27 protein-coding genes are annotated in these 23,164 nt (G+C 65.7%); 10 read left to right on the top strand and 17 right to left on the bottom strand.

Going from position 1 to position 23,164, the window contains the following annotated elements; all coding sequences use genetic code 11:
- Position 1 precedes the first annotated feature (1 nt).
- Genes DFR51_RS01985 through DFR51_RS01965 form a run of 5 tightly spaced genes read right to left on the bottom strand, consistent with a single transcriptional unit; the run spans position 2 to position 3,847 of the window.
- A complete protein-coding gene (locus DFR51_RS01985) occupies positions 2–388 on the bottom strand; it encodes a DUF6491 family protein (protein WP_126494563.1) in 387 nt (128 codons plus the stop codon).
- Between the two features lie 54 nt (positions 389–442).
- Positions 443–2,242, bottom strand: a complete 1,800-nt coding sequence (locus DFR51_RS01980; RefSeq protein ID WP_162500679.1) for a gamma-glutamyltransferase family protein — start codon at positions 2,240–2,242, stop codon at positions 443–445.
- Positions 2,243–2,256: 14 nt separating this feature from the next.
- On the bottom strand, positions 2,257–2,976 hold the full coding sequence (gloB, locus tag DFR51_RS01975; protein WP_121047371.1) for a hydroxyacylglutathione hydrolase: 720 nt from the start codon (positions 2,974–2,976) through the stop codon (positions 2,257–2,259).
- Positions 2,977–2,981: 5 nt separating this feature from the next.
- Entirely contained in the window at positions 2,982–3,398 is a 417-nt protein-coding gene (locus DFR51_RS01970; RefSeq protein ID WP_121047370.1) for a VOC family protein, read from the bottom strand.
- Entirely contained in the window at positions 3,395–3,847 is a 453-nt protein-coding gene (locus DFR51_RS01965; protein WP_121047369.1) for an acyl-CoA thioesterase, read from the bottom strand. Before DFR51_RS01965 ends, DFR51_RS01970 begins: the two co-directional genes overlap by 4 nt.
- Before the next feature lie 78 nt (positions 3,848–3,925).
- Between DFR51_RS01965 and DFR51_RS01960 the strand changes: the two genes are divergently transcribed.
- The gene (locus DFR51_RS01960; RefSeq protein WP_121047368.1) at positions 3,926–4,645 is read left to right on the top strand and encodes an SIMPL domain-containing protein; all 720 of its coding nucleotides are present in this window, start codon (positions 3,926–3,928) and stop codon (positions 4,643–4,645) included.
- 10 nt (positions 4,646–4,655) lie between these two features.
- On the opposite strand, the gene dnaA is transcribed toward DFR51_RS01960, so the two are convergent.
- Complete coding sequence (dnaA, locus tag DFR51_RS01955) at positions 4,656–6,017, bottom strand: chromosomal replication initiator protein DnaA (RefSeq protein ID WP_121049602.1); 1,362 nt, start codon at positions 6,015–6,017, stop codon at positions 4,656–4,658.
- A gap of 445 nt (positions 6,018–6,462) precedes the next feature.
- Entirely contained in the window at positions 6,463–6,726 is a 264-nt protein-coding gene (gene rpsT, locus DFR51_RS01950) for a 30S ribosomal protein S20 (RefSeq protein WP_121047367.1), read from the bottom strand.
- A 205-nt stretch (positions 6,727–6,931) separates the two neighbouring features.
- Between rpsT and DFR51_RS01945 the strand changes: the two genes are divergently transcribed.
- The gene (locus DFR51_RS01945) at positions 6,932–7,720 is read left to right on the top strand and encodes a thioesterase family protein (RefSeq protein ID WP_126494561.1); all 789 of its coding nucleotides are present in this window, start codon (positions 6,932–6,934) and stop codon (positions 7,718–7,720) included.
- Positions 7,721–7,800: 80 nt separating this feature from the next.
- Here DFR51_RS01945 and DFR51_RS01940 read toward each other — a convergent pair whose 3' ends face one another.
- Both DFR51_RS01940 and mutM read right to left on the bottom strand, forming a co-directional pair.
- Positions 7,801–8,580: an enoyl-CoA hydratase gene (locus tag DFR51_RS01940; protein ID WP_121047365.1), complete on the bottom strand. Its 780-nt coding sequence runs from the start codon at positions 8,578–8,580 to the stop codon at positions 7,801–7,803.
- 13 nt (positions 8,581–8,593) lie between these two features.
- Complete coding sequence (gene mutM / locus DFR51_RS01935) at positions 8,594–9,397, bottom strand: bifunctional DNA-formamidopyrimidine glycosylase/DNA-(apurinic or apyrimidinic site) lyase (protein ID WP_121047364.1); 804 nt, start codon at positions 9,395–9,397, stop codon at positions 8,594–8,596.
- A gap of 58 nt (positions 9,398–9,455) precedes the next feature.
- Here mutM and DFR51_RS01930 point away from each other — a divergent pair, with 58 nt between their 5' ends.
- Genes DFR51_RS01930 through DFR51_RS01905 form a run of 6 tightly spaced genes read left to right on the top strand, consistent with a single transcriptional unit; the run spans position 9,456 to position 14,496 of the window.
- Positions 9,456–10,187, top strand: a complete 732-nt coding sequence (locus DFR51_RS01930) for a class I SAM-dependent methyltransferase (protein ID WP_121047363.1) — start codon at positions 9,456–9,458, stop codon at positions 10,185–10,187.
- Positions 10,184–11,713: a 2-polyprenylphenol 6-hydroxylase gene (gene ubiB, locus DFR51_RS01925; RefSeq protein WP_121047362.1), complete on the top strand. Its 1,530-nt coding sequence runs from the start codon at positions 10,184–10,186 to the stop codon at positions 11,711–11,713. The genes DFR51_RS01930 and ubiB overlap by 4 nt, the downstream gene beginning before the upstream one ends.
- A gap of 9 nt (positions 11,714–11,722) precedes the next feature.
- Positions 11,723–12,949 carry a bifunctional phosphopantothenoylcysteine decarboxylase/phosphopantothenate--cysteine ligase CoaBC gene (coaBC, locus tag DFR51_RS01920; protein ID WP_121047361.1) on the top strand — a complete coding sequence of 409 codons (1,227 nt, stop codon included), beginning with the start codon at positions 11,723–11,725 and terminating at the stop codon, positions 12,947–12,949.
- Positions 12,933–13,379, top strand: coding sequence for a dUTP diphosphatase (gene dut, locus DFR51_RS01915; RefSeq protein ID WP_121049599.1), 447 nt, complete (start codon positions 12,933–12,935; stop codon positions 13,377–13,379). Before coaBC ends, dut begins: the two co-directional genes overlap by 17 nt.
- A complete protein-coding gene (locus tag DFR51_RS01910; RefSeq protein ID WP_121047360.1) occupies positions 13,376–14,131 on the top strand; it encodes a HesA/MoeB/ThiF family protein in 756 nt (251 codons plus the stop codon). Before dut ends, DFR51_RS01910 begins: the two co-directional genes overlap by 4 nt.
- The gene (locus tag DFR51_RS01905) at positions 14,107–14,496 is read left to right on the top strand and encodes a DsrE family protein (RefSeq protein WP_121047359.1); all 390 of its coding nucleotides are present in this window, start codon (positions 14,107–14,109) and stop codon (positions 14,494–14,496) included. The genes DFR51_RS01910 and DFR51_RS01905 overlap by 25 nt, the downstream gene beginning before the upstream one ends.
- 7 nt (positions 14,497–14,503) lie before the next feature.
- Here DFR51_RS01905 and DFR51_RS01900 read toward each other — a convergent pair whose 3' ends face one another.
- A complete protein-coding gene (locus DFR51_RS01900; RefSeq protein WP_121047358.1) occupies positions 14,504–15,004 on the bottom strand; it encodes an SH3 domain-containing protein in 501 nt (166 codons plus the stop codon).
- 92 nt (positions 15,005–15,096) lie between these two features.
- On the opposite strand from DFR51_RS01900, the gene DFR51_RS01895 reads away from it, so the two are divergent.
- Both DFR51_RS01895 and DFR51_RS01890 read left to right on the top strand, forming a co-directional pair.
- Positions 15,097–16,089, top strand: a complete 993-nt coding sequence (locus DFR51_RS01895) for a 2-hydroxyacid dehydrogenase (protein ID WP_121047357.1) — start codon at positions 15,097–15,099, stop codon at positions 16,087–16,089.
- 65 nt (positions 16,090–16,154) lie between these two features.
- Positions 16,155–16,442, top strand: a complete 288-nt coding sequence (locus tag DFR51_RS01890) for a hypothetical protein (RefSeq protein WP_121047356.1) — start codon at positions 16,155–16,157, stop codon at positions 16,440–16,442.
- Positions 16,443–16,445: 3 nt separating this feature from the next.
- Here the strand turns inward: DFR51_RS01890 and DFR51_RS01885 are convergent, their stop codons facing one another.
- The 7 genes from DFR51_RS01885 to rbfA all read right to left on the bottom strand — a co-directional run bounded on the left by DFR51_RS01885 (position 16,446) and on the right by rbfA (position 23,148).
- Positions 16,446–17,852, bottom strand: coding sequence for an NAD(P)H-dependent flavin oxidoreductase (locus DFR51_RS01885; RefSeq protein ID WP_121047355.1), 1,407 nt, complete (start codon positions 17,850–17,852; stop codon positions 16,446–16,448).
- Positions 17,853–18,007: 155 nt separating this feature from the next.
- The gene (gene pnp, locus DFR51_RS01880; RefSeq protein ID WP_121047354.1) at positions 18,008–20,338 is read right to left on the bottom strand and encodes a polyribonucleotide nucleotidyltransferase; all 2,331 of its coding nucleotides are present in this window, start codon (positions 20,336–20,338) and stop codon (positions 18,008–18,010) included.
- 176 nt (positions 20,339–20,514) lie between these two features.
- A complete protein-coding gene (gene rpsO / locus DFR51_RS01875; RefSeq protein WP_121047353.1) occupies positions 20,515–20,784 on the bottom strand; it encodes a 30S ribosomal protein S15 in 270 nt (89 codons plus the stop codon).
- Between the two features lie 16 nt (positions 20,785–20,800).
- Entirely contained in the window at positions 20,801–21,682 is an 882-nt protein-coding gene (truB, locus tag DFR51_RS01870; RefSeq protein ID WP_121047352.1) for a tRNA pseudouridine(55) synthase TruB, read from the bottom strand.
- 32 nt (positions 21,683–21,714) lie between these two features.
- Positions 21,715–22,110 carry a DUF6491 family protein gene (locus DFR51_RS01865; RefSeq protein ID WP_126494559.1) on the bottom strand — a complete coding sequence of 132 codons (396 nt, stop codon included), beginning with the start codon at positions 22,108–22,110 and terminating at the stop codon, positions 21,715–21,717.
- 73 nt (positions 22,111–22,183) lie between these two features.
- Positions 22,184–22,762: a thymidine kinase gene (locus DFR51_RS01860; protein WP_121047350.1), complete on the bottom strand. Its 579-nt coding sequence runs from the start codon at positions 22,760–22,762 to the stop codon at positions 22,184–22,186.
- Positions 22,762–23,148 (bottom strand): 30S ribosome-binding factor RbfA, encoded by a 387-nt coding sequence (rbfA, locus tag DFR51_RS01855; RefSeq protein ID WP_121047349.1) that lies wholly within the window; start codon positions 23,146–23,148, stop codon positions 22,762–22,764. Before rbfA ends, DFR51_RS01860 begins: the two co-directional genes overlap by 1 nt.
- Positions 23,149–23,164: the final 16 nt, after the last annotated feature.

Raw genomic sequence — 23,164 nt, 5'->3', positions numbered from 1 at the left:
CTTATTCGCCCTTGGGCGGCAGCTCCCACGGCGTGAACGACGACAGGCCGCAGCTTCCCGTCGTCATCTTCGTCGTCGTGTCGAACGTCGTGATGATGTCGCCGCGGCAGTATTGCGCGATCGATGTGCTGTGCCGGAAGGCATCGTTCTTGAGGCCGCGGCAGCTTTGCGGGAAATCCATGCGGTACATACGGCTGCCGCGCATGTGGAAGAAGGCGACATAGTCGTTCACGGCTTCCACGCGATCGACATCGCGCAATTGGATGCAGGTCACGGGTTCGCCGACAGCCTTGCCGGGAACGGCGGCAAGCGCCTCCTGGCGGGCCGGGCCATCGTTGGCGGCACATCCCGCAAGAGCGACCGCTGTGAGCAGAAACAGGCTACGCATGTGTTCAATCTCCATTGATCCCCGCAGGCCGAAACTAGCAGAGCGACAAGGGATTTAGTAGCCCGCCGCCTGCCCATCCTTCCGCATTTCAGAAGCGCCCCAGTAGACGTGCGTGTCCGGATCGCGCCAGATCGCCTGATAGCCGCCAAAGGGCCCGGTCGTGTAACGCACGGTATGGCCTCGCGCGCGCAGCGCCTCCGCAATCGCTTGCGGCACACCCGATTCGATTTCCAGCACGCCGCCGTCCGTCATCGGCGCGCCGCCTTCGGGATCGGTGGAGCCGTCGTGGTGGAAGCGCGCCGCGTCCCCCGCTGCCTGCACGCCCATGCCGAAATCGATCATGTTCACAACGATCTGCGCGTGACCCTGCGGCTGCATCGCCCCGCCCATCAGGCCGAAGCTCATCAGCGGCTTGCCGCCTTTCGTGAGGAACGCCGGGATGATGGTGTGGAAAGGCCGCTTGCCGGGCGCGTAGGCGTTGGCGTGCTTCGCATCGAGATTGAACTGCGCGCCGCGGTCCTGGAACATGAAGCCGAGTGTGCGGCCATGCCCGTCGTCCGGCACCAGCCCCGAACCCATGCCGCGATAGTTGGACTGGATGAGGCTCACCATCATCCCGTCCTTGTCGGCGACGGTCATGTAGATCGTGTCTTTGCCCGCGCCTTCGATGGAAAGGCCGGGCATGTCGGTCTTCGCCGCGCGGCCCATGTCGATCGTTGCGCGCTGCTTTGCGGCGCGGTCCTTGGAAAGGAGCTGCGCGAGCGGGATTTTCACGAAAGCGGGATCCGCATAGAACCGCGCGCGGTCGGCGAAGACACGCTTTTTCGCCTCGACGAACACGTGCCAGAAATCCGGCGATGCACGCCCCATCGCCTTCAGGTCGTAACCTTCCAGGATGTTGAGCATCTGCAAAGCAGCGATTCCCTGCCCGCTGGGCGGCAGTTCCCATACGTCGTAGCCGCGATAATTGACCGAAACGGGATCGACCCATTCGGATTTATGCGCGGCGAAATCCGCGAGCCGGTGCGGCGCGCCGATGCGGCGGAAATACTGGTCCATCGCCTGCGCAAGGCTGCCCTTGTAGAAGGCGTCGCGACCGCCTTCGGCGATCTCGATCAGCGTCAGCGCGAGATCGGGGTTCTTGAACACCTCGCCTTCCTTCGGCGCCGCGCCGCCGGGCATGTAGACCCGGCGCATGTTCTCGATCTCTTCGATCGCGCCTGCCTTCGCCAGTTTCTCGAAGTTCGCGGTGCCGCGCGCCCAGCCGTCGGCGATAAACTCTGTGACCGGGAAACCCTGCTGCGCGTAGCGGATGGCGGGCGCGAGCACGCGCTGCATCGGCAGCTTACCGAACTTGCCGTGCATTTCGAACCAGCCGTCAACCGCGCCTGGAACCGTTACCGAGAGCGCACCCCAATCCGGCACTGTGCCGTCCCGGTCGCCCACCGCACGCGGCAGCTTCGCGATGCGCGCTTTCATTTGGCCGAGGCTTTGCCCTGAAGGCGCGCGGCCCGAAGCGTTGAGGCCGTGGAGCGTGTTTGTTTTCGGATCCCAGATGATCGCGAACAGATCGCCGCCGATGCCGTTTCCGGTCGGCTCCATCAGGCCAAGCGCCGCATTCGCCGCGATCGCCGCGTCAACGGCGCTGCCGCCCTGCTTCAGCACATCGAGCGCAACCTGCGTTGCGAGCGGCTGGCTGGTCGCCGCCATGCCGTTCACGCCAAGCACGGCGGAGCGCGTGGCATGCGGCGCACCGGAAGCGCGGTCTCCCTGATCCTTCAGCACAGGCTCAGCCGCAAAACCGGCAGAGGACAGCATGACGGCACCCATCGCAAATCCAGCCAGTCGCTTCATGATACCCACGTCCTCTATCGGAAATTGTCCTTCGCCGTGCGCCGCGCCGCGAGTTCGGCAACATCCTGGGCGCGCGTGAACGGATTCGTCGCGCGTTCGAGACCGATGGTGGAGGGCACGGTCGGCTCCCCGCGTGCGCGCATCGCGAGAACCTCCGCCTGACGCGCGGCAATCGCCGTGTTCTCCGGCTCGGCGGTGAGCGCGTAACGCCCATTCGATTCGGTATACTCGTGCGCGCAGTACACACCCGTCTCATCGGGCAGCGCCATCAGCTTGCCGAGGCTGTCGAACATCTGCGCAGCCGTGCCCTCGAACAGCCGCCCGCAACCCATCGCGAACAGCGTGTCGCCGCAGAACAGCGCGCCTTCGAAGCTGTACGCGATATGTCCCGCCGTGTGGCCGGGCACGTCGATGACGCGGCCTTCGGCGCTGCCGATGCGCACCGTGTCGCCTTCGCTGACGGCGCGGTCGATGCCGGTGATCTTCGCGGCCTCCTCCACCGGGCCGGTGACCGTGCAGCCTGTTGCGGCCTTGATCTCCGCGTTGCCGCCCACGTGATCCGGGTGCCAGTGCGTGTTCAGGATCTGCGTGATCCGCCAGCCTCGCGCCTTCGCTTCCGCGAGCACCGGCTCGGCAACGGCTGGATCGATCACGGCGGTCTCGCCGCTCGCGGCATCGTGCGCGAGCCAGATGTAGTTGTCGGAAAGGACCGGGATGCGGACGATCTCGAGCATGGCGCCTACCAGACGCCCGTGTTCGACATGGAGGCCCACGGCTCGGCCGGCGCCTTCGCGTCGCCTTTCTGCAGAAGCTCGACCGAAATGCCGTCCGGCGACCGCACGAACGCCATGCGTCCGTCGCGGGGCGGGCGGTTGATGGTGACGCCGCCGTCCATCAGCCGCTGGCAGTCCGCATAGATATCATCCACCTCATAGGCGAGGTGCCCGAAGTTGCGGCCGCCCGTATAGACCTCCGGGTCCCAGTTGAAGGTGAGTTCGACCTGCGCGCTCTCGTCCCCCGGCGCGGCGAGGAAGATGAGCGTGAAGCGCCCGGCTTCATGATCGTAGCGTCGAAGCTCGCGCAGCCCGAGCAGCTTGTAGAACGCAAGGCTCGCTTCAAGGTCGCTGACACGCACCATGGTGTGGAGATATTTCATGCGGCTGCCTTTTCCGCCCTCAATGGGCGCCCTTCATAGTCTTCGAAACAGCGGACCACCCAGTCCGCAACCGGCGCGGGTGCACCGCGCGACTCCGCGACGTTCACCGCCACCTGCTCGCCGACAGCCCGCAAATCATCGGCCCCCGCGCCATGAATCTCGAAATCCACGATGATGGAACTGGTCCCGATCCGGCGGCAGCGCAGGCAGATATCGATCATCTCATCGAGTAGCACCGGCTTCTTGTATTCGACAAGGTTGCGGGCGACGTGGAAGTCCGGCCCCATGCCGGTGGCCGACAAGGCGTAGATGCCTGTGGCGCGCCAGTATTCGGTGATGCCGATATCGAGATATTCGAGATAACGGGAGTTGAAGACGATGCCCTGCGGATCGCATTCCGCATAGCGGACGCGCTTCGGGAACGAGAACCGGAAATCGGCGCGCGGCATGGAGCCCTTTCTTCGTTCAGCTGTTGTGCAGCGGCAGGGTGCGATAGAATGCGCCGAAACCGCTTTATGGGGCATACCATGGCCGCTGACACGACCAACCGCAACTCATCACTCATCATAGCCGCCGTCGTTCTCGCGATCGGCGTCATCCTCGGCGGCTATCTGCTGGGCGACGGCCTTAAGCGCGCGAAGCTCGCCGACCGCGCCGTCATGATGCGCGGGCTCGCCGAGCGTGACGTGACCGCCGACCTCGCGACGTGGACGATCCGCACGCTGTCCACCGGCAGCAATTTCGAGGCCGTGCAGGCGGATGCCGCGCGCGATGCCGAAACGATCCGCGCCTATCTCGGCGAGCACGGTTTCAGCGGCAACGACATCCAACCCGCCGGCATCAGCGTCAGCCAGTGGAACAACAACGGCGTCGATCAGATCCAGGTACGCCAGCAGTTCCGCCTGCGCACCACGAAGATCGCCGAAGCCAAGGCCGCGCACGCGGGCCAGGCCGCGCTCCTCGCGCGCGGCGTCGCGCTCGAGGACGGCGGGCCTTCGATCGCCTACAGCTTCACGAAGCTCAACGATGTGAAGCCGGCGATGATCGCGGAAGCCACCAAGGACGCGCGCAAGGGCGCCGAACAATTCGCCAAGGATTCGGGCGCGAGCGTCGGCGGCATCCGCTCCGCGAGCCAGGGTTATTTCTCGATCCAGTCACGCGACGGCGATTCGGGCGGCCCGGCAGACGCTTCACCCGAACAGAAGGTGCGCGTGGTGACGACGGTGGAGTTCTACCTGAAGGATTGAGGCCGACGCCTCAGGCGTCGATGATGCGCGTCAGCCGCGTGATGTCGGCGTCGAGTTCGCTGTCGTCGGCGCGCAGTTCCTCGATGCGCTTCACGGCATGCATCACCGTGGTGTGATCGCGCCCGCCGAAACGGCGGCCGATATCCGGCAGTGAGCGCGGCGTCAGACGCTTGGCGAGGAACATCGCCACCTGACGGGGCCGGGCGACTTCACGCGCGCGACGCGCCGAGAGGAGATCGCTGAGCTTGATCGCGTAATAATCGGCAACCTTGCGCTGAATCTCGTCGATCGTGACCTTGCGGTCGTGCGCCTTCAGGACGTCCGCCAGCACCTGCCGCGCGAAATCGAGGTCGATCGGTTTCCCGACCAGCGTCGAGTAGGCGACGATGCGGTTCAGGGCGCCTTCGAGTTCGCGGACGTTCGAAGTGATCTTGCGCGCGAGGAAGTCGATCACGTCCTCGCCCACGGTCGCGCCCGGCATGCGCTTCATCTTTTCGAGAAGGATGCTGAGACGAAGCTCGTAGTCGGCCGGGTTGATGTCGGCGACAAGGCCCCACGCGAGGCGCGAGAGAATGCGGTTCTCGATACCTTCGAGGTTCTGCGGCGAACGGTCGGCGGTGATGACCAGCCGTTTCCCTGCCGAGATGATCTCGTTCATCGTGTGGAAGAATTCTTCCTGCGTCGAATCCTTGCCCGCGATGAACTGCACATCGTCGATCATCAGCAGGTCGGCGGTGCGCAGCTTCTGCTTGAACGACAGCGTATCCTTGTCGCGCATCGCCGAGACGAACTCGACCATGAACTTTTCGGCCGACATGTAGACGACCTTGGCGCCGGGCATCGCACTGCGAATCTGCCACCCAATGGCATGCATCAGGTGCGTCTTGCCGAGACCCGTCGTGCCGTGGAGGAACAGCGGGTTGAAATCGATCGGCCCGCCCTCGGCGACCGTGCGCGCGGCGTTGTAGGCGAGTTCATTGGCCTTGCCGACGACGAAGCTGTCGAACGTGTAGCGCGGTTCCAGCGCAACGCCGAATGCCGGCGCCTCGCGCACCGTCGCGGGTATGGCCTCAGGCTGTTCCGGCTCGGGGATGGCTGCGGTCTTGAGACCGTTTTCCACGACGATGCGGACATGCTGGATGGCCGCGGACTGCGCTGCCCAAAGCAGCCGCAGCCGCTCGGCGAAGTGATTGCGAATCCAGTCCGCTGTGAAGTGCGTCGGAGAACCCAGCGTCACCGTATCGGCATCGACGCTGACCAGCGCGAGCGGTTTCAGCCAGCTGTCGTAGGTGCGGGTGCCGTACTCGGCGCGCAGATGCGAGCGAATCGTCTGCCAGATCGATTCGGCCGAATCGGTGCCGGACAGGAACATGGAGACGCCCTGCGCCGAACCGCGACCAGCAATCGCCGATACGACTCGTTCACCCGCCTGCTTGCCCGTCATATCCCCCAAAACCCAGCATCCTCAGACAAAGGCACGCGCGGCGACTCGCCGAACGCAAAACGTACGAAAACAGCATCGCCCCACCGTGCATCCGGTGGGAACGCGGCTTACTCTTGCGTCACTTTGGGGAAGGAGCGAACTCCCCTTTGGCGCGAGGCCGGAGGCACATTAGGCAGGCCGCGGACGGGCTTTCAAGGGTCTCCGCGTGCAACGAAAATGAAATAAAAGATTTGACAAGGACGACCGCCGATTCGCCGCTTCAGGCCCTTTGAAAGGCATGGTCCGTGACGCATCTGGAACGAATCGGGAATGTGTCCCAAACTAAAACGCCGCCGGAATCCGGCGGCGTTTAATCCTTGAATTCAAAGGATTTTCAGGCGAGCGCCTTCACGCGCTTGCTGAGTCGCGAAATGGTCCGCGCAACGGTGTTCTTGTGAAGAACGCCCTTGGTGACGCCCCGCATCATCTCCGGCTGGGCAGCCTGGAGCGCAGCGGCAGCTTCGTCCTTCTTGCCCGTCGCGAGCGCAGCCTCGACACCCTTCACGAAGGTGCGGATGCGGCTGACGCGCGACTTGTTGATCGCCTGACGGCGGGTGTTGCGACGGATGCGCTTGCGCGCTTGCGGTGTATTCGCCATCGAGTCCTCAGAATGATCCTGATCCGAACCGGCGCACAGGCCGGTTGGACGCGAGTGAGACCCGCGCCCGGGAAAGCGGGCCTCCTACTAGGCGCCGCCGCCCTCGTCAAGCACGCTTTGCCGCCGCCTTCCTCACAAGTTTCGGGATATACAGCGGCGGACCCGCCGATAGGCTCATCAAGCCATCACCAGGAAGGATGAAACCGTGGGAACAAGCCTGGGCGCCATGCTCGCCGCCGCGCGCACCGAAGGCGACGGCACGATCTACACGATCACCGAGGAATGGATGCAGGGCCGCACCACCTATGGTGGACTCTCCGCGGCGCTGTGCCTTGCCGGAACGCTCTCCGCGCACGCGGACCTGCCCCCGCTCCGGTCTGCACAGGTCGCCTTCATCGGCCCTGCGGGGGGTGAGGTGACGGCGCGCAGCCGCGTGCTCCGGCAGGGCAAGTCGATGACGTATATGGAAGCCGATCTTCGTCAGGGCGAGGCGCTCGCGACGCGGAGCATCTTCGCATTCGGCCGCAGCCGCGAATCGGTCATCAACCTCGACCATTTCCCGATGCCGGATGTGCCCCCGCCCGATGCGTGCGAGCTCCTGTGGCGCAAGCGCACGCCGCTCAACTTCCTGCAGCAGTTCGATGCGCGCATGGCCTTTGGCGGCCGCTCCGCCGACGGCACCGGGAATGGCGATATCGCCTACTGGTTCCGCCTGCGCGACCCTTCCGCCATCCCGCCCGCCGTGCGCCTGCTCGCGCTCGCCGACACGCCGCCGCCCGCTGTGATGCCGATGTTCAATGATTTCGCGCCGATCAGCACCGCGACCTGGCAGATGGAAGTTCTGGATACGGAGGCGAGCGGCGAAGGCTGGCACCTCCTCCGCTCCACCGCCGAAACGGGTGCGAACGGCTACACCTCGCAAACCATGGGCATGTGGGATGAAGGTGGCCGCCCCGTGCTGGCGGGGCGGCAGATGGTGGCGCTGTTCGGCTAGTGCATCGTGCGGAAAAGTGGGAACCGGTTTTCCGCACGATGGGCTAACAAAAGATAGAGAATCGGCCTCAGCGGCCCTGCTTATCGCCCCGTGAACTTCGCCTCGCGCTTCTCCAGGAACGCAGCCATGCCTTCCTGCTGGTCGGCGGTACCGAACAGGCCGTGGAACAGGCGGCGCTCGAAGCGGACGCCTTCGGACATCGTCGTCTCGTAGGCGCGGTTCACGGTTTCTTTCGCGGCCATCACCGCGAGCGCGCCGTAGTTCGCGATCTGCTCGGCCGCCTTGATGGTCTCTTCCATCAGCTGCTCGGGCGGATAGACGCGCGCGACGAGGCCGATGCGCAGCGCCTCTTCGGCATCGATCATGCGGCCGGTAAGGATCATGTCCATCGCGACCGCCTTGCCCACGAAGCGCGTCAGCCGCTGCGTGCCGCCCGACCCCGGAATGACGCCGAGCTTGATCTCGGGCTGGCCGAACTTCGCCTTCTCGCTCGCGAAGATCGTGTCGCACATCATCGCGAACTCGCAGCCGCCGCCGAGCGCGAAGCCGTTCACCGCCGCGATCACGGGCTTGCGCGTGCGCGTCAGCTCCTCCCACGTCGCGGTGATGAACTCTTCCGAATAGACGACGGAGAAGGTCTTGGGCTGCATCTCCTTGATGTCCGCGCCCGCCGCGAAGGCCTTGCCGTCGCCGGTCAGGATCATCGCGCCGATGTTAGGATCGGCCTCGAACGCGCGGAGCGCAGCGGTGATCTCGCTCGTCAGCTGGTTGTTGAGCGCGTTAAGCGCTTCGGGCCGGTACATGGTGATGATGCCGACACGGCCGCGCGTTTCCACCTTCAGGCATTGATAATCGGACATGAGCTGATCTCCCTTATTTCTGACAGGATGGGCAATAAAAGCTGGAGCGTCCTGACTGGACGATGCGGGCGACCGGCGCGGCGCAGCGCGTGCAGGCCTCGCCCTCTCGCCCGTAGACGCGAAATTCGTGCTGGAAGTAGCCGAGTTCGCCCGCCACCTGGCGGTAGTCGCGCAAGGTTGAGCCGCCAGCGGCGATGGCGCGCTCCAGCACCTCGGGGATCGCAGCGGCGAGTTTCGCCAGCTCCGCGCGTTTCACCTTGCCGCCCTCGCGTGTAGGCGCCACACCCGCGTCGAACAGCGCTTCGCAGACGTAGATGTTGCCGAGGCCCGCGATCAGCCGCTGATCGAGCAGCAGCGCCTTCACAGGTGCGAAGCGCCCCTTGAAGCCGGAAAGGTCGACCGGCGCACCCAGCGGCTCCGGGCCGAGACCTTTTATCAGGAAATGGCTGTCGAGGTCGCTCGTCGGCACCAGATGCACCGATCCGAAGCGGCGCGCGTCGTTCAGCACGGCGCGGCGGCCTTCGTCGGTCTCGATGACGATATGATCGTGCTTCTCTTCAGTTTCCGGATCGACGCGCATCCGGCCGGACATGCCGAGGTGCAGGATCATCGTGTCGCCGCGATCGGTGTCGATGAGGCCGTATTTTGCGCGCCTGCGGATGCCGGTCACAACCGCGCCCGTCAGCCGCTGGCGGAGGTCCGCCGGGATCGGCCAGCGCAGGTCCGGCCGCCGCGCCTCGACGCGCGCGAGGCGGCGGCCTTCGAGGACCGGCCTCAGGCCGCGCATCACGGTTTCGACTTCGGGAAGCTCAGGCATCGAAGAGGCGTCTATGCCGCGTTTACGAAGGGGGCAAGCGTGGGCTAAGGGCTTCCGTATGTCCGAGACTGTCTCATACGGCTTCCAGGAGGTCGACCCCGAGGAGAAGACGCGGCGCGTCGGCTCGGTCTTCGCGCGCGTCGCGGCGCGCTACGATCTGATGAACGACCTGATGTCGGGCGGACTGCACCGGCTGTGGAAGGACGATTTCGTCCGCGCCGTGAACCCGCGCCCCGGCGAGCGCATCCTCGACATGGCGGGCGGCACCGGCGACATCGCTTTCCGCATGGCGAAACGCGGCGCCCATGTGACCGTTGCAGACATCAACCCCGCGATGCTGGACGTGGGCAAGGAGCGCGCGAAGAAGCGTGGTCTCGAAGGCCTCGAATGGTCCGAGCAGAACGCCGAGGTTCTGAGCTTCGAAAGTGCCGACTTCGACGCCTACACGATAGCCTTCGGCATCCGGAACGTCACCGACATCCCGGCGGCGCTCCGCGAGGCATATCGCGCCCTGAAGTTCGGCGGGCGCTTCTTCTGCCTCGAATTCTCGCGCTGCGAATGGCCCGTGTTCGCTGAAGTCTACGACAGCTATTCGATGAACGTTGTGCCGAAGATCGGCAAGGCCGTGGCGCACGACGAGGAGGCGTATCAGTATCTCGTCGAATCGATCCGTCGCTTCCCGGACATGTCCACGTTCAAATCCATGATCGCCGACGCGGGCTTCGCGCAAACCACGGCACGGCCCATCCTCGGCGGCGTCGTCGCCATGCACAGCGGCTGGAAGATTTGACCTCCTCGATCGTCCATGCCTTTCGGATGCTGCGCTGGGGCCGAACGCTCGCGCGGCACGGCGCGCTGCGCGAAATCGAGGTCGCGCCGCAAACGCCGCCGCTGCTGCGCCGCATCGCGAAGCTCGCCCGGTTCGGCACGGGCGCACCGAAGACGCCGCACTATGCCGACGCTTTCCAGGCGATCGGCCCCGCCGCGATCAAGCTCGGGCAGGCGCTCGCCACACGCCCTGATCTCGTCGGGCCGGACGCCGCGAAGGATCTGACTCGGCTTCAGGACAACCTTCCCCCCGCGCCGTTCGCGGCGGTGAAAGCCTCCATCGAAGAGGCCTTCGGCGTCCCGCTGAGCGCGCTGTATTCCCACTTCGAGGAAACGCCGGTCGGCTCAGCATCGGTCGCGCAGGTACACCGCGCCGTCACCACCGATGGCCGCGCGGTTGCCGTGAAAGTGCTGAAGCCCGGCATCGAGGCGGATTTCGCGCGCGCCATCGAGACATACGAATGGGCCGCCGTCCGCGCGGAAACGATCGGCGGCGAACTCGCCCGCCTGCGCCCGCGCGCAACGATCGCCTATTTCCGCCGCTGGGTGGAGCGCGAACTGAACCTCCGGATGGAGGCCGCGTCCGCATCCGAACTCGCCGCGGCGCTGACCCCCGAAACCGGCTTCGTCGTGCCGGAGGTGGACTGGGCGCGCACCAGCCGCCGCGTGCTCACCATCGCGTGGATCGACGGCGTAAAGCTTACCGATCTCGCCGCCGTCGACGCGGCCGGTATCGACCGCAAGCTGCTTTCGCAGACGCTCGTCCGCAGCTTCCTGCGGCAGGCGATCGGCCACGGCTTCTTCCATGCGGACCTGCATCAGGGAAACATGTTCGCGCTGCCCGATGGGCGTCTCGCCGTCGTCGATTTCGGCATCATGGGGCGCATAGACCGGCGGGCGCGGCTGTGGCTCGCGGAGATTCTGCACGGGCTTCTCACCGGCAATTACGCGCGCGTCGCGGAGATTCATTTCGAGGCGCAGTACGTACCGCCGCACCACGACATGGCCGAGTTCGAAACCGCGCTGCGCTCGATCGGCGAGCCCATCCGCGGCCTTCCGGTGAAGGACATCTCGATCGGCAACATGCTCGATGGACTGTTCGCCGTCACGCGCCAGTTCGACATGGTGACCCAGCCGCACCTGCTGCTTCTGCAGAAGACGATGGTGATGGTGGAGGGCGTCGCGCTCGCGCTCGATCCGGACGTCAACATGTGGGAAATTTCGGGGCCCTTCGTCGGAGACTGGATGCGCGACGAACTCGGCCCGGAGGCTGTGGTCGCCGACCGGATCGTCGAGAGCGTTCGCGCGCTCGGCCGCCTGCCCGACCTTCTGAAACGCCTCGAAGCAATGGTCCCGAACCCCGGCGCCGCGCCGCCGCTGCCGCCGCTTGCGCCATTGCCCCCGCCGCGCGGAATATCGCGCACGGCATGGCTGCTGCTCGGCGCCGGCATCGGCGCGGGCCTTGGCTGGCTGGCAATGACGCTTTAGGGTCCGTCCGTGGGCAAACGCATCCTTCTCATCCTCTCGGGCGGCATCGCCGCATACAAGACGCTGGAGCTTGTCCGGCTGCTGAGGAAAGACGGCATTGGCGTACGCGCGGTGCTGACGCAGGCCGCGCAGCAGTTCGTGACGCCGCTCAGCCTCGGCACGCTCACCGAAGACAATGTTTACACCGATCTCTTCGATCTGAAGGACGAGCGCGAGATCGGGCATATCCAGCTTTCGCGGCAGGTCGACCTTGTCGTGGTTGCGCCCGCAACCGCGAACATCCTCGCGAAGATGGCGGGCGGCATCGCAGACGATCTCGCGACGACGCTGCTGCTCGCGACCGACAAGCCTGTGCTCGCCGCGCCCGCGATGAACGTGCGCATGTGGCTGCACCCCGCGACGCAGCGCAACATCGCGCAGCTCCGCGCCGACGGCGTCACCATCATGGAACCCGATGAGGGCGACATGGCCTGCGGCGAATACGGCCCCGGGCGTCTCCCGGAGCCGCAGGCGATCCTCGCGTCCATCCGCGCCATGCTCGCCCAGCCGCTCGGCGAGGCACAGGCCGCTACCGCCCGCTTCGGCCAGAACCCGCCCCCGCTCAGGGGCAAGCGCATTCTCGTCACCGCCGGCCCGACGCACGAGCCGATCGACCCCGTGCGCTACATCGCGAACCGGTCGTCAGGCAAACAGGGCTTCGCCATCGCGGGCGCGCTCGCCGCACTCGGCGCGGACGTGACGCTCGTCGCCGGGCCGGTTGCACTTGCGACGCCTCCGGGCGTGCGCCGCGTGAACGTGGAAACCGCGCGCGAGATGGCGGAGGCGGCCGAAGCCGCGCTTCCCGTCGACGCCGCCGTCATGGTCGCCGCCGTCGCCGACTGGCGCGCCGAGGCGACGACGCAAAAGATCAAGAAGGACAAGGGCGGCCTCGAAGCGCTGCCGCTCGTCGAAAACCCGGACATTCTTGCCACGCTTTCAAAATCGCCGAAGCGCCCCGGCCTCGTCATCGGCTTCGCCGCCGAAACCGAGACCGTCGTCGAACACGCGAAGGCCAAGCTCGCCCGCAAGGGCTGCGACTGGATCGTCGCCAACGACGTCTCCGGCGACGTGATGGGCGGTGCGCGGAACCGCATCCACATCGTGCGCGCGGACGGTGTCGAGGATTGGCCGGACATGGAAAAAGATGCCGTCGCCCGGCGGCTCGCTCAAAGGATCGCCGATGAACTCACCGATTGAAATCCGCCTGAAGCGCCTCCCCCACGGTGAGGGCCTGCCCATCCCCGCGCTCGCAACCAGTGGCGCGGCGGGTATGGACGTGGTGGCTGCCGAGGACGTGATCATCCCGCCGGGCGGGCGCCACGCCGTCGCCACCGGCTTCGCCTTCGCGATTCCGGAAGGGTATGAGGTGCAGGTGCGCCCGCGCTCCGGCCTCGCGCTCAAGAACGGCATCACCTGCCTCAATACGCCCGGCACGATCGACGCGGATTATCGCGGCGAGGTAAAGGTGATCCTCGCCAATCTCGGCGCCGAGCCCTTCGCCGTGAAGCGCGGTGAGCGTATCGCGCAGCTTGTCGCCGCGCCCGTGCAGCAGGCACGCTTTGCCGAGGTCGAGGATCTCGACGAAACCGCCCGCGGCGCCGGGGGTTTCGGTTCAACGGGCCGGTGAGCCTTACCGACCCGCAACTCGAACGCTACGCCCGCCACATCATCCTGAAAGAGATCGGCGGGGCCGGTCAGGCAAGGCTGCTCGCCGCGCGCGTCGCCGTGGTCGGCGCGGGCGGGCTCGGCAGCCCCTGCATCCAGTATCTCGCGGCAGCGGGTGTCGGCCATCTCACCATCATCGACGACGATGCCGTCGACCTCTCCAACCTGCAGCGGCAGGTCCTTCACGGCACCGATGACGTCGGCCGCGCCAAGACGGAAAGCGCGGCGGATGCCGTGGCGCGGCTGAACCCGGACGTGACCGTGACGCAGCACCGCGTCCGTCTCGATGCCGCGAACGCGGCCGCGCTCCTTGCCGGTCACGACGTGATCGCCGACGGCTCCGACAGCTTCGAAACGCGCCGCGCCGTCGCCGATGCCGCGCTCGCGCTGCGCATCCCGCTCGTCGCCGCCGCCGTCGGCCCGTTCGAAGGGCAGATCGCCACCTATCGCGGGTGGGAGACGGACAAGCCCTGCTGGCGCTGCTTCGTGGGCGAGGCTGGGGACCGCGAGGGCGCGACCTGCGCCGAGGCGGGCGTACTTGGCGCGCTTACCGGCGTGATGGGCGCGATGCAGGCGCTGGAGGTGATCCGCGAGATCGCGCCCTTCGGGGATTCGCTTGCGGGGCGGGTTTTGCTGTATGATGCGCTTGGCGCCCGCGTCAGAACCGTGCGGCTGCCGAAGGACCCCCTATGCCCGGCATGCGGAAAAGCCTGAAAAAGCAAGGCCTCGCAATCGTCTTTGCGGAGGCGAACCACGCACGCCTGCACGGCGGGCTCAGCCTCGCGCTTGCCGCCGCCGCGCTCGGGCGCCCGGTGCGGCTGTTCTTTCAGGGCGAAGCCGTCTGCGCGCTCCAGGTCGAGCGACACTGGGCGGGCGACAAGGCCTACAGAGCGGGCGGCCTGCCGCAGCTTTCAGAGCTTCTCGATCAGGCCATCGGCCTCGGCCTGCCGATCATGGCCTGCGAGTCGGGCATCCACCTCTGCAGTCTCAGCGCGCAGGGTTTGATCGCAGGCGTCGAAACCGGCGGCCTCGTCGCCTTCCTCGCCGATGCGCGCGAGGACGAGCTGCTGTTCGTTTAAACCCAGGCTAGTCTATCGTCTCGCCCTTGTAGACGCCCCACAGGTCCACCGCGAGCACATAGCCGTTGCGCCCGCCAAGCGAGAGGCGGCACCAGCCTTCGTCGCAGACCTGGATGTCGGCGACCACGCCCGGCTCCGCGCGCCACACCGGCCGGCTCGAAAACTCCGCGCGGGCATAAAGGTTCGCAATCTTGCCGCGCACCATCGCCGTGCGCTTGCCCGAAAGCAGGTTCTTGTTCATCCAGCCGGTTTCGCCGTCCGGGTCGCGGACCTGCCGCCAGATGCCCCATTCGCGGATCACCTCCACGGGAAGCCCCTTGCGCTTGTAGGTCCACGTCACGGGATAGGCCTCCCCCGGCCCGGCGCGCATGTTGGCCTCGCCCGAGGCGATCGAGACCCAGCGCGGCGTCGGCAGCCCCGAAAGCCCTTTTGTGGCGTCCGAATCCTGCGCCGCGGCGGGCGTTCCCGCGAAGGCGGCGGCGAGCAACAGGGGGATGAAACGTTTCATGCCGCTATTGAATCGAATCCGGCTCGCCATGCAAGCACCTCGCTTGCGCTCTCGGCCTTGACGTCGCCGCGAGGCGATCCTAGCCACGGCACATGGAAGAACGCCCCCGCCGCCCGCGCGTCGTCGTCACGCGCCGCCTCCCGCAACCGGTCGAAGCGCGCATGAGCGAACTGTTCGATGTCGTTTTCAATGTCGAAGACAAGGCCATGTCGCAGGCCGAGCTTGCCGCCGCGATGGCGGACTGCGACGTGTTCCTGCCCACGGTTACCGATACGATCGATGCTGACCTCATCGCCGCCGCGCCGCCCCGGCTGAAGCTGATCGCGAACTACGGCACTGGCGTGAACCATATCGATCTCGTCGCCGCGCGCGCGAAGGGCATCATGGTGACGAACACGCCGGGGGTCCTCACGGACGATACCGCCGACCTCGCCATGTCGCTGATCCTCTCGGTGCCGCGCCGCCTCACCGAAGGCAGTCGACAGCTCTATTCGGGCAAGTGGGACGGCTGGAAGCCCTGCGACGTGCACGGCCACCGCATCACCGGCAAGAAGCTCGGCATCATCGGCATGGGCCGCATCGGCCAGGCGATCGCCACGCGCGCCCGCGCGTTCGGCCTGCGCATCCACTACCACAATCGCCGCCCGCTCGCGGATACGGTGGAAGGCATGCTCGGCGCGACCTACTGGGACGATCTCGACGCGATGATCGAGGCGGTGGACATCGTTTCCATCAATTGCCCGCTCACGGACGATACGCGCCACCTGTTCAACGCCCGCCGCATCGCGCTGCTCGGCCCGGAAGGCTATCTCGTCAACACCGCGCGCGGCGAGATCATCGACGAGGATGCGCTGGCGGATGCGCTTGAAAAGGGCGTGATCGCGGGCGCGGGCCTTGATGTGTTCGAAGACGAGCCGCGCATCAACCCCCGGCTCATCCCGCTCAACAACGTCACGCTGCTGCCGCACATGGGCTCCGCCACTTTCGAAGGGCGGCAGGCGATGGGCGACAAGGTCGTCACCAACATCCGCGCCTGGGCCGATGGCCACCGACCGCCCGATCAGGTGCTTGAAGGCTGGCTCTAGCCAGCGGAACCGCTTTCCCTACCCAGCGTTGATCCTCCGATGGGGCGTTATGTGGGAGAGTTTTCATGCGTAAGTCTCTGATTATACTTGCGTCGGGCACGCTGCTCGCGCTCGGCGCCTGCACAGGCAATCGAACGATCGACAGCGGCCTTGTCGGCGCGGGTGTCGGCGCTGCCGCAGGTGCGGTGGTTCCCGGCGTCAGCACCACCGAAGGTGCAATCGCAGGCGGTGCGGCAGGCGCGGTCTACGGCGCCGTGACGGACGGCGACGCAAAGCGTGGCAGCAAGGAGTATTGCCGCGATCGTTATCCGCGCGATTCACGCGAATATGATCGCTGCCGTCGCAATCGCTAGCGTTCAGTCGCCGGTCTGAATGCGCTCGACGAGTTGCTTCACCGTCGGAATGAAACCGTTCGAATAAAACGGATCCGTCGAGAAGTGGTGAGCGCTGTGACCGGCGAACATCAAATTGTCTTCGGGCGGTGAGCCGTGCGCGATATCCTGAAGCGTCTTCTGGATGCAGAAGGAGCGCGGATCGGCGAGCCGCCCGGTGCTGTTCTTGTCCAGGTGCTCGGCCCACGCGCTGAAACGGCACTGCGAAAGACAGCCCATGCAGTCGGCTTGATCCTTGCGCACGGTCTTCGCCATCTCCGGTGTTTCGAAGACCAGCGAGTCATCGGGCGTTTTCAGCGCTTCGGTATAGCCCTGCGCATGCCAGCCGCGCGCGTGCAGCAGATCATCGCGCGTGACGTAGTAATGCTTGTTGCCCGGCACACCGACGTCCAGCAGGTGCGTGCGGTGGTCGTGCGGTTCGGTTGAAATGCCGATCTGCCGTTCGGACCGGTGGATCAGCCCTTCAAGAAATGGCGTTCTCACCGCCGACGAGTAGAAACCCGTCGGCGAAAACGCCTGAAGCAGGATGTCGCCCTCGTTCAGCGTCGTCAGCTTGCGCTTCCACACGTCCGGGATCGGGCTTTCCTGCGTCAGCAGTGGTCGCGAACCGAACTGGAAGGCGATCGTGCCGAGTTCCTGGCTGTCGATCCAGTTTTCCCACTCGCGCAGATACCAGACGCCGCCGGCCATCACGATCGGCACATCGTCGGAAATGCCGACCTCGCGCATCGTGTCGCGGAGGTCCTTCACGCGCGGATACGGGTCTTGCGGACGAAGCGGGTCTTCGGCGTTCGAAAGGCCGTTGTGGCCGCCGGCCAGCCACGGGTCTTCATAGACCACGGCGCCGAGCCATTCGGGTGCCTTGCTGTAGGCGCGCTTCCAGAGCGCGCGAAAGGCGCGCGCCGAGGAGATGATCGGATAATAATAAGTGCGGTGCCGCGCTGCGATTTCGCTCAGCTTGTAAGGCATTCCGGCGCCGCAGGTGACGCCGTCGACAAGCTCGCTGGCCTGTTCGAGGACGCCTTCAAGAATGCGCTGCGCGCCGCCCATCTCCCAGAGCACGTTGATATTGATGCCGCCCTGGCCGCCCGCGATCTCGTGGGCACGGCGCACCTGCTCGACACCGCCCGCGATGCCATAGGCAACCAGTTCCTCGTGGCGGTCGCCGCGCGTCCGCCCGTGGTAGATTTGCGGAATGATATTGCCGTCTGCGTCATAGCTGTCGGCATTCACCGCCGAGACGGTTCCAAGCCCGCCCGCTGCGGCCCACGCGCCCGAAGATGCATGATTGGTCGCCGAAACGCCCTTGCCGCCCTCAACGAGCGGAAGCATCTCGCGCCCGCCCATGCGGATGGAATTCAGAAGCTTCATCGTACCTGTTGTCGTTTCTCAGCCCGCTTGCGCCACTCCGGCGCGTCTCCCCTTGCGAGCTATAGACCAACGGGAGCGCGATTGGGGCGAAATATTACCTTATCGTCAAATGGACAGGGGGAGTCTCGCGGGAGACTCCCCCTTTATACCATTTTTCAGTCGCGGTCGCCGGCGATGAAGTCCGGCAGACCGCCGGCCTCACCCTCGTTCGACTCTTCACGACGCGGACGGTCACCGCCCTCGCCGCGATCCCGGCGCGGGCCACGATCACGGTCACGACCGCCACCGCCGCCACGTCCACGGTCACCACCACGGCCGCCGCGATCTCCACGATCGCCGCGGTCGCTGCGCTCACCGCGCGGGCGTTCCTCACGCGGCGGACGCGTGTCGGGCAGTTCCTCACCCGTCTCCTGGTTGACGAGGCGCATCGACAGGCGAACCTTGCCGCGGTCGTCGATGCCGAGCACCTTGACCTTCACTTCCTGGCCTTCGGTCAGCACGTCGGAAACTTTCGCGACGCGCTCTTCCTTGATTTCGGAGATGTGGACGAGGCCGTCCTTGGCGCCCATGAAGTTCACGAACGCGCCGAAATCGACCATCGACACGACCTTGCCGTTGTAGACCTTGCCCACTTCCGGCTCGGCGACGATGCCGATGATCCAGTTCTTCGCGGCTTCGATCTTCGAAAGGTCCGAAGACGCGATCTTGATCGTGCCGTCGTCCTCGATGTCCACCTTGGCGCCGGTTTCCGCGACGATCTCGCGGATCACCTTGCCGCCGGTGCCGATCACTTCGCGGATCTTGTCCTTCGGGATCGACATCGTCTCGATGCGCGGCGCATGCGCCGACATCTCGGTGCGGGTGCCGTCGAGCGCCTTGTTCATCTCATTCAGGATGTGCGCGCGGCCGGCCTTCGCCTGGCTCAGCGCCACCTTCATGATCTCCTCGGTGATGCCGGCGACCTTGATATCCATCTGCAGCGAGGTGATGCCGAGCTCGGTGCCCGCCACCTTGAAGTCCATGTCGCCGAGGTGATCTTCGTCACCCAGGATGTCGGAAATCACCGCGAAGTCCTTGCCTTCGAGGATGAGGCCCATGGCGATGCCCGAAACCGGACGCTTCAGCGGCACGCCGGCGTCCATCAGCGCGAGCGAACCGCCGCACACCGTCGCCATCGACGAAGAGCCGTTCGACTCGGTGATGTCGGAGATCACGCGCATCGTGTACGGGAACTCTTCCTTCGTCGGCAGCACGGGGCGCAGCGCGCGCCATGCGAGCTTGCCGTGGCCGACTTCGCGGCGGCCCGGCGCGCCGAAGCGACCGACTTCACCGACCGAGTACGGCGGGAAGTTGTAGTGCAGCAGGAAGTTTTCGTGGCTGATGCCGTAGATCGCGTCGATCATCTGCTCGTCGTCGGCGGTGCCGAGCGTCGTCGTGACGATCGCCTGCGTCTCACCGCGCGTGAAGAGCGCCGAGCCGTGCGTGCGCGGCAGAACCTGCACTTCGGCCATGATCGGGCGGACGTCTTCCTTGCCGCGACCGTCGATGCGGCGACCGTCCTTGAGGATGGCGCCGCGAACGATGTCGGCTTCCAGCTTCTTCACGAGCTTGCCGAGCTTCAGCTTCTCGGCGGGCTCCGCGTCCGCGAAGGAGTCCTTCGCCTTGGCGCGCGCGGCGTCGAGCGCGGCAACGCGCTCCTGCTTCACGGTCAGCTTGTAGGCGGCTTCGATGTCCTTGCCGACGAGCTTCTTGAGCGTCGCCTTCTTGGCGGCGGAATCGTCGTCGAGCTTCAGCTCCCACGGATCCTTCGCGGCCTTCTCGGCGAGGCGGATGATCGCATCGATCACCTTCTTGCCGTTCTCGTGCACGAACATCACCGCGCCGAGCATCACTTCCTCGGAAAGCTCATGCGCTTCCGATTCGACCATCAGCACGGCATCAGTCGTACCGGCGGCGACGAGATCGAGCTTCGAGCCTTCCAGATTACGGCTCGGGTTCAGCACATACTCACCGTCGACATAGCCGACGCGGCCACCCGCGATCGGGCCCATGAACGGCACGCCAGACAGCGTCAGCGCGGCGGATGCGGCGACGAGCGCCAGCACGTCCGGCTCGTTCTCGCCGTCGTAGCTCATCACCTGGCAGATCACGTTGACTTCGTTGTAGAAGCCTTCCGGGAACAGCGGGCGGATCGGGCGGTCGATGAGGCGGCTGGTCAGCGTCTCGTGCTCGGTCGGGCGGCCTTCACGCTTGAAGAAGCCACCCGGGATGCGGCCCGCGGCCGAGAATTTTTCCTGGTAGTGCACGGTCAGCGGGAAGAAATCCTGGCCTTCCTTCACCGACTTCGCAGCCGTCACGGCGCAGAGCACCACGGTTTCGCCAAGCGTCGCGAGCACCGCGCCGTCGGCCTGACGGGCAATGCGGCCCGTTTCCAGGGTCAGCGTCTGGCCGCCCCACTGCGTTTCAACTTTGTGGATATTGAACATCTGTTTTTCCGTTTCCTTCGCGGCCGGTCAAAAACGGGCCCTATGCCCGCCCGGCCTCCATCATCCGTCGCCGCGCTTGTCGCGGCAGACGGTTTGCGCACGGTGGCAGGCATTTTCGCGCCCGCCGTACCTTCAATACGAAACGGGCGCCGTGCGCGGCGCCCGAGACGAACCTTTTACTTGCGAAGCCCGAGCTTCCCGATGAGGTCGGTATACCGCCCCTCGTCCTTCCGCTTCAGGTAATCGAGCAGCGTGCGCCGCTTGTTCACCAGCATCAGAAGACCGCGCCGCGAATGGTTGTCCTTGGCGTGGCTCTTGAAGTGCTCGGTGAGGTTGGCGATGCGCTCTGAAAGGATCGCGACCTGAACTTCGGGGCTACCGGTGTCGCCTTCGGCGCGGGCATGTTCCTTGATCAGCGCTTCCTTGCGCTCTGCTGCAATCGACATCGTAAACTCCTTCGTTCTAGAGGTTGAAGCCCCGCTCCACACGGACTGTCCCCGCTTCAACGCGGGCGAGCGCGACGGGCACTGCGTCCAGCATCGCGACCACAAGTCCGTCCGGTTCGGGACGTCCGGCGAGCGTCTGGCCCGATTTGAGCCGGGCCGCTTCGCCGGGGTTGACCGCCAGAGCCGGGATGTCGTCCAGCCCCGCGGTCAGCGGCAACAGTGCCGCTATAAGGCGCTGCTCCATAGCGAGTTCGCCGAGTTTGTCCAGCGTTATCGCGCTTTCGAGGCCGAACGGCCCCGCCTTCGTGCGCCTAAGCATAACCACGTGCCCAACCGTGCCCAGCGCCTTCGCAATGTCGCGCGCAAGGCTCCGCACGTAAGTGCCCTTTGAACACGCAACGGAGAACGTCGCCGTCTCGCCGTTGGCCTCCAGCAGATCGAGCGCATGGATCGTCACGCCGCGCAGCGCCAGCACCACGGTCTCCCCGGCCCGCGCCCGCGCATAGGCCCGCTCGCCATCCACCTTCAGCGCGGAATAGGCGGGCGGGCGCTGCTCGATCGGCCCGGTGAAGCGCGGCAGCACCGCCTCTATCTCCGACCGCGAGGGCCGCACGTCCGATGTCGCCACCACGGCGCCCTCGGCATCCTCTGTTTCTGTCGCGACGCCGAAGCGGACCGTGAAATCGTAGGCCTTGTCGCCGTTCAGCATCCGGCCCGTGAGCTTGGTCGCCTCACCAAGCGCGATCGGTAGCACGCCTGTCGCGAGCGGATCGAGCGTACCGCCATGGCCGATCTTCGGCCGCGGAAAGCCCGCCTGCCGCCACAGCCGCTTTATCGCGGCAACGCCCTGCGCCGAGGTGAGCCCCAGCGGCTTGTCGAGAATGATCCAGCCGTCCACGCGCGAGGCCTTAACGCCCCGCGCCGCACCTGTCAGTCTTCTTTGCTGTCGGCCTTTTCAGCTTTCGCCTTCTTGCCGGGATCTTCCGCGTTCACCAGGCTCTTCAACTGGCAGGTCCGTCCATCGACAAGAATCTGCCCGAACTTGTCGAGCGTCCCCGTACCCTTGGTGATGAAACCGATCTGGGTCGCGAAGTTCAGGCCCATGCAGGGGCCCATCGTCTCGGCGTAATACCAGCGGCCGGTCTGCCCCTCGATGTAGAGCGCGTGGTCGTTTTCGGCGTGGAAGTTCCGGATGCCGGTCGTATCGGCAAACGGGATACGTGCCTCCTCGCCGATCTTCGCCTGCGGCGCTGCCGCAAGCGCGGGAACGGCACAAAGGAGCGCGGCGATCACGCCCGCTCCGGCAGCATGGAATATCGTCCTCATGCCCTGTCTCCTTCGTGGTCCTTATACGCCCCCTTCGGGTGAACGACGGCTGAGCGGCGAGGTCGGTTCCCGTTCAGGACGCGAGACGTTCCAGAAAATGCTTCCGGCAAAGCGCCACATAGCGGTCGTTACCGCCGATATCGGTCTGGGCGCCCTGGCTCACCGGGCGCCCTTCCGCATCAACGCGCAGGTTCATTGTCGCCTTGCGCCCGCATTCGCACACGGACTTGAGCTCGACGAGCTTGTCGGCAATGGCGAGCAGCCGCGCACTCCCTTCGAACAGTTCGCCCCGGAAATCGGTGCGAAGCCCATACGCCAGCACAGGGATGCCAAGCCGGTCGCACACTGCCGCAAGCTGGTCGACCTGCTTTCGACTCAGGAATTGCGCCTCGTCCACCATGACGCAGCCGATCTCCGCCGCGCCGTGCTCGGCGGAAATGATCACATCGAGGTCGGTATCGTCCGAAAAGGGAATGGCCTCCGCTTCAAGCCCGATCCGCGAATTGATCCGCCCGCGCCCGCCGCGATCGTCGACCGCCGCCGTGAAAAGCAGCGTCCGCATCCCACGCTCGACATAGTTGAAGCTCGATTGCAGCAGCGTCGTCGATTTCCCTGCGTTCATCGACGCGAAGTAGAAATACAGCTTCGCCATTACTCTTCGAGGTCGCGTGCCACCTTCGGGTCACGCAGCAACGCGTCGATGCGGCTGGCTTCCTCGTAGCTTTCATCAAGCCGGAACTTGAGCTCGGGCGTGTATTTGGTGCTCATCGAGCGCGCCACTTCGCCGCGCAGGTACTTCGCGTTACGCTTCAGCGCGGCAAGCACCTCGTCATCGTCGCCGCCGAGCGCCTTCACGAAGGCGGTGGCAATCCGCAGGTCCGGCGAGACGCGCACCTCGCTCACGGAGACGATGTGCGTTTCGAGCACCGGATCGCGAACCTCGCCGCGGCCGAGCACGCCCGCCAACACATGGCGGACCTGCTCGCCGATCCGCAGCAGGCGGACCGATTTGCCCTCAGGGGTTTGCGTCTGCCGCATAAGCGATCCGCGCGAA

Origin of the sequence: Sphingosinicella microcystinivorans, assembly GCF_003634215.1 — a bacterium.
GTDB lineage: Bacteria > Pseudomonadota > Alphaproteobacteria > Sphingomonadales > Sphingomonadaceae > Sphingosinicella > Sphingosinicella microcystinivorans.
Note: the sequence above shows the minus strand (reverse complement) of the source record. Positions and strands in the feature narration are given on the sequence as shown.

Excerpts from the sequence above, each read along its gene's own strand:
- DFR51_RS01930 (WP_121047363.1), top strand. The coding sequence starts at position 9,456 with ATGTCCGAGACTGTCTCATACGGCTTCCAGGAGGTCGACCCCGAGGAG.
- rbfA (WP_121047349.1), bottom strand. The coding sequence starts at position 23,148 with ATGCGGCAGACGCAAACCCCTGAGGGCAAATCGGTCCGCCTGCTGCGG.
- DFR51_RS01895 (WP_121047357.1), top strand. The coding sequence starts at position 15,097 with ATGGAAGAACGCCCCCGCCGCCCGCGCGTCGTCGTCACGCGCCGCCTC.
- DFR51_RS01970 (WP_121047370.1), bottom strand. The coding sequence starts at position 3,398 with ATGAAATATCTCCACACCATGGTGCGTGTCAGCGACCTTGAAGCGAGC.
- rpsT (WP_121047367.1), bottom strand. The coding sequence starts at position 6,726 with ATGGCGAATACACCGCAAGCGCGCAAGCGCATCCGTCGCAACACCCGC.
- DFR51_RS01965 (WP_121047369.1), bottom strand. The coding sequence starts at position 3,847 with ATGCCGCGCGCCGATTTCCGGTTCTCGTTCCCGAAGCGCGTCCGCTAT.
- DFR51_RS01980 (WP_162500679.1), bottom strand. The coding sequence starts at position 2,242 with ATGAAGCGACTGGCTGGATTTGCGATGGGTGCCGTCATGCTGTCCTCT.
- DFR51_RS01905 (WP_121047359.1), top strand. The coding sequence starts at position 14,107 with ATGCCCGGCATGCGGAAAAGCCTGAAAAAGCAAGGCCTCGCAATCGTC.
- dut (WP_121049599.1), top strand. The coding sequence starts at position 12,933 with ATGAACTCACCGATTGAAATCCGCCTGAAGCGCCTCCCCCACGGTGAG.
- rpsO (WP_121047353.1), bottom strand. The coding sequence starts at position 20,784 with ATGTCGATTGCAGCAGAGCGCAAGGAAGCGCTGATCAAGGAACATGCC.
- DFR51_RS01865 (WP_126494559.1), bottom strand. The coding sequence starts at position 22,110 with ATGAGGACGATATTCCATGCTGCCGGAGCGGGCGTGATCGCCGCGCTC.
- DFR51_RS01960 (WP_121047368.1), top strand. The coding sequence starts at position 3,926 with ATGGCCGCTGACACGACCAACCGCAACTCATCACTCATCATAGCCGCC.
- DFR51_RS01985 (WP_126494563.1), bottom strand. The coding sequence starts at position 388 with ATGCGTAGCCTGTTTCTGCTCACAGCGGTCGCTCTTGCGGGATGTGCC.
- DFR51_RS01885 (WP_121047355.1), bottom strand. The coding sequence starts at position 17,852 with ATGAAGCTTCTGAATTCCATCCGCATGGGCGGGCGCGAGATGCTTCCG.
- dnaA (WP_121049602.1), bottom strand. The coding sequence starts at position 6,017 with ATGTTCCTGTCCGGCACCGATTCGGCCGAATCGATCTGGCAGACGATT.
- gloB (WP_121047371.1), bottom strand. The coding sequence starts at position 2,976 with ATGCTCGAGATCGTCCGCATCCCGGTCCTTTCCGACAACTACATCTGG.
- DFR51_RS01890 (WP_121047356.1), top strand. The coding sequence starts at position 16,155 with ATGCGTAAGTCTCTGATTATACTTGCGTCGGGCACGCTGCTCGCGCTC.
- DFR51_RS01940 (WP_121047365.1), bottom strand. The coding sequence starts at position 8,580 with ATGTCCGATTATCAATGCCTGAAGGTGGAAACGCGCGGCCGTGTCGGC.
- pnp (WP_121047354.1), bottom strand. The coding sequence starts at position 20,338 with ATGTTCAATATCCACAAAGTTGAAACGCAGTGGGGCGGCCAGACGCTG.
- mutM (WP_121047364.1), bottom strand. The coding sequence starts at position 9,397 with ATGCCTGAGCTTCCCGAAGTCGAAACCGTGATGCGCGGCCTGAGGCCG.
- DFR51_RS01860 (WP_121047350.1), bottom strand. The coding sequence starts at position 22,762 with ATGGCGAAGCTGTATTTCTACTTCGCGTCGATGAACGCAGGGAAATCG.
- DFR51_RS01900 (WP_121047358.1), bottom strand. The coding sequence starts at position 15,004 with ATGAAACGTTTCATCCCCCTGTTGCTCGCCGCCGCCTTCGCGGGAACG.